The following is a 3826-nucleotide window of genomic DNA, read 5'->3' as shown; positions in this document are numbered from 1 at the left end:
GGACCCGAGGAATACGGCAACACAGCCACCGCAGAGGAAGGCCTCTGGGCCCGCAAAGGTTGGGCAGGACGCACGTGACACGCGCGGGATTTACACACGTTTTGTCCTATAACCCACCATCGGGGACCTCGGGCCCTGGAATAAAAAGAAAAGAGCCCCTGAGCTGCATTTCCGCAGTTCAGGAGCTCTTCTTCTGGGTGGGTCCTACCGGGATCGAACCGATGACATCCACGGTGTAAACGTGGCGCTCTACCAGCTGAGCTAAAGACCCAAAACACTGATTTCGGCACCCTCGGCGCTTCAACCAACGAACATGTACTCTACCGGATCAATCGCCCGGAACACTAATCGACTACTTGGATGGCAGCAGATCGGGAAGCTCAGCGGCAAGCCAGGCCAACGCGCCACTGACTCCTACTTCCACTTTGAGGTCCGCGAAACCGTCACCGCGGGTCGGTCCACGGTTGATGATCACTACCGGCTTGCCGAGTTTGGCTGCGTGCCGCACGAACCTCAGCCCGCTCATGACAGTCAACGAAGAACCCGCCACGAGCAACGCCCCGGCTTCGTCAACCATGGAATAGGCACGCTGGACCCGGCCCTTGGGCACATTTTCACCGAAGTACACGAAGTCGGGCTTGAGCGTCCCCCCGCACACGGGACAAACAGCAACGACGAAGGAACGGATGAGTTCGGGATCCTCCACCGAGGCATCGGCGTCCGGTGCCATTTCCACGACGCCGGAAGCCTGGGCGGCTTCGAGGAAACCGGGATTGATTTCCTCCAGAATCGATGCCACGAGCCGCCGGGTGAACACGTGCCCCTCATCAAGGCAGATCACGCGATCATAGCGGCCGTGCAGGTCCACCACGTTAATGCTGCCGGCGTCCTCGTGCAGGCGGTCCACGTTCTGCGTGATGAGCCCCGTCATCAGCCCGCGCCGCTCAAGGAGGGCGACGGCGGCGTGCCCGGCATTGGGGTCCGCATGCCGGAGGTGCGACCATCCGAGGTGGTTCCTCGCCCAGTACCGGCGCCGGTTGGCCGGGCTTCCGATGAATTCCTGGTAGGTCATGGGATTCCGCGGCGCGGCTCCAGGGCCGCGGTAGTCAGGGATTCCGGAGTCCGTGCTCAGTCCGGCTCCGGTCAAGACAGCAAGCCGCTTGCCACCGAGAACCCCGGCGGCTCGGCGGAGAACGTCCACCTCGTCCGCATCCAACTCAACCGTCGAGGCCGGCGGAAGTATGGCGAAGCCAGTCATTCCGACGCCGGGCCGTTGGGCGCTCATCGCCGTTAGGCCTGGCCAAGTGCGGACAATGCCTCGCGGTATTCCGCCAGGTCGCGTGCCTGCCCGCGCGGATTGACGACGACGTAACGGATGATCCCCGCGGCATCGATGATGAAAGTGCCCCTCAACGACATGCCGGTAGCTGGATCAAACACGCCATACTTCTCGGCTACTTCCCCGTGCGGCCAGAAGTCGGCCAAGAGATCGAACTCGTAGCCTTCCTTTTCCGCATAAGCCCGCAAAGCGAACTTGCTGTCCACCGACACCCCGAGGACCGTGGCGTTCGCATGTTGGAAAATACCCAGATTGTCGCGGATCTCGCACAGCTCCCCGGTGCAGATTCCAGAGAAGGCGAAGGGATAAAAGACCACCACCACGTTCCGGCCGCGAAGCCCGGACAAGCGGACCGGCTCCCCGAACTGGTTCACGAGCTCAAAGTCCGGGGCTTCCTGGCCCACAACGGGAACTCCCGGACGCAGCCCGGAAGGGTTCAACTTCGTGTGTGTCACTTGTTCTTCTTGCGCGCTACAAGCCGTGTTGCGCTCCAGTCCTTGGAGACGCCTGCGGAGGTAGTGCAGTGCAAGCCGGCGGTAGGAGCAGCGTCCTGAATATCCGAGGGCGAGACGTAGTTGTCGCGACCCGACTTGGGGGTCAGCACCCAGACAACACCGCCTTCACCCAAGGTGGTCAATGAATCAACTAGTGCGTCGACAAGGTCTCCATCACCATCGCGCCACCAGAAAATGACCGCATCCACTACCTCGTGATCGTCTTCGTCAAGCAGCTCGGAACCCGTGAGTTCCTCAATGTCATCACGCAAATCGAAATCGACATCATCGTCGTAACCGAGTTCCTGAATTAGATCCCCATCTTTGAAACCCAATCTTTCCGCCACATTTACCGATGTGGCGGCGTCGGCCTCGCTCACGTTTCCTCCTCTTGAAGTGATTTCGATTACTACAAGCCAACACCCTTTGGGCGTGTGCTTCAAGCCATTGTCCCGCGTTCCACCATTATCCGCGCCCCAGCCGCGGCTTAAACCATGGCCAGGATCGGGGCTACAGCCATGACTGCGGCTGCAACTGCCTACGATGTAACAGCTTGAGTGTGACATACAACGCCTTCACGACCGCGCGGCTACGCATCGCGGCTCGTACAAAGCTACAGTGGCCATTGAAGACTTTGGCTGCAGGGCAACCGCCCGCCGCGAATAGCGCAGCTTGAGCTCAAGAGAACCTGCCCGGCGCACATGACCGGGCTGTTGTAACCGATATGTCGCACACGCCGCGTTCATGACGGGCAGTTACCCTGCCGGACCTGAGGCGACGATGAATGCGCCAANTCACAATACGAAATTTCTATGCACGGTTCAGCGCGCACCACAGTGCAAGCGCCCAGACATTCAATGAAGAGAGGTTGGACGTGGCTGCAGGAGAAGAGACCTCACACATCCTTAGCGGGTTGACTTCCCAGCTGCCTGATCGTGATCCGGAAGAGACTGCCGAGTGGGTTGAGTCTTTGGATGCGTTGATCAGGGAGCAGGGCACGGAGCGGGCGCAGTTCATCATGCGCAGCCTGCTTCAGCGGGCGGGGTCCCAGTCGGTGGGGGTGCCGATGGTGACCACCACCGATTACGTGAACACGATCCCGGCGGACCAGGAAGCGGAGTTCCCGGGCAACGAGGAGTTCGAGCGCCGGTACCGGGCGTACATGCGCTGGAACGCGGCCGTGATGGTGCACCGGGCCCAGCGGGCGGACATCGGGGTGGGCGGGCACATTTCCACCTATGCCGGGGCCGCGACCCTGTACGAGGTCGGCTTCAACCATTTCTTCCGCGGCAAGGACCACCCCTCCGGCGGGGACCAGGTCTTCTTCCAGGGACACGCGTCCCCGGGCATGTACGCCAGGGCGTTCATGGAAGGCCGGCTCACGGAGCAGGACCTGGACGGGTTCCGGCAGGAAAAGTCCAAGCAGGGCCACGCCCTCTCCTCCTACCCGCACCCGCGCCTGATGCCCTCCTTCTGGGAATTCCCCACCGTGTCCATGGGCATCGGCCCGATGAACGCGATCTACCAGGCCCAGTCCAACCGCTACCTGCACGACCGCGGCCTCAAAGACACGTCCGAGCAGCAGGTCTGGGCGTTCCTGGGCGACGGGGAAATGGACGAGCCCGAATCCCGCGGCCTGCTCCAGCTCGCCGCGAACGAGAACCTGGACAACCTGAACTTCGTGATCAACTGCAACCTCCAGCGCCTGGACGGACCGGTCCGGGGCAACGGGAAGATCATGCAGGAACTGGAGGCGTTCTTCCGCGGCGCGGGCTGGAACGTCATCAAGGTCGTCTGGGGCCGGGAATGGGACGAGCTGCTGGCCCGCGACACCGACGGGTCCCTGGTGAAGATCATGAACGAAACCGTCGACGGGGACTACCAGACCTACAAGGCCGAATCCGGCGGGTTCGTCCGCGAACACTTCTTCGGGAAAACCCCGGCCACCAAGGACATGGTCGCGGACCTGGACGACAACCAGATCTGGAACCTC

The 3826-nt window shown here is 61.7% G+C and carries 3 protein-coding genes, 1 tRNA gene and 1 pseudogene; 1 reads left to right on the top strand and 4 read right to left on the bottom strand.

Features of this window, described 5'->3' with window-relative positions; translation table 11 throughout:
* Positions 1–198 precede the first annotated feature (198 nt).
* The 4 genes from VLA65_RS21895 to VLA65_RS21880 form a co-directional block, all read right to left on the bottom strand.
* Positions 199–271: transfer RNA gene (locus VLA65_RS21895), tRNA-Val, on the bottom strand.
* Between the two features lie 81 nt (positions 272–352).
* Entirely contained in the window at positions 353–1285 is a 933-nt protein-coding gene (locus VLA65_RS21890; RefSeq protein WP_284991162.1) for a Sir2 family NAD-dependent protein deacetylase, read from the bottom strand.
* A gap of 5 nt (positions 1286–1290) precedes the next feature.
* Positions 1291–1794, bottom strand: a complete 504-nt coding sequence (locus VLA65_RS21885; RefSeq protein ID WP_370872095.1) for a peroxiredoxin — start codon at positions 1792–1794, stop codon at positions 1291–1293.
* A complete protein-coding gene (locus VLA65_RS21880) occupies positions 1791–2213 on the bottom strand; it encodes a DUF3052 domain-containing protein (RefSeq protein ID WP_059387755.1) in 423 nt (140 codons plus the stop codon). The genes VLA65_RS21885 and VLA65_RS21880 overlap by 4 nt, the downstream gene beginning before the upstream one ends.
* A 494-nt stretch (positions 2214–2707) precedes the next feature.
* Here VLA65_RS21880 and VLA65_RS21875 point away from each other — a divergent pair.
* Positions 2708–3826, top strand: a pseudogene (locus VLA65_RS21875) (pyruvate dehydrogenase (acetyl-transferring), homodimeric type); the annotation flags it as partial.

This window comes from Arthrobacter sp. S2(2024), from assembly GCF_036662515.1.
In the GTDB taxonomy this organism is placed as follows: domain Bacteria; phylum Actinomycetota; class Actinomycetes; order Actinomycetales; family Micrococcaceae; genus Arthrobacter.
Note: the sequence above shows the minus strand (reverse complement) of the source record. Positions and strands in the feature narration are given on the sequence as shown.

What these genes read in the sequence shown, in the direction of transcription:
- VLA65_RS21890 (WP_284991162.1), bottom strand. Translation starts at nt 1,285, where the DNA reads ATGAGCGCCCAACGGCCCGGCGTCGGAATGACTGGCTTCGCCATACTT.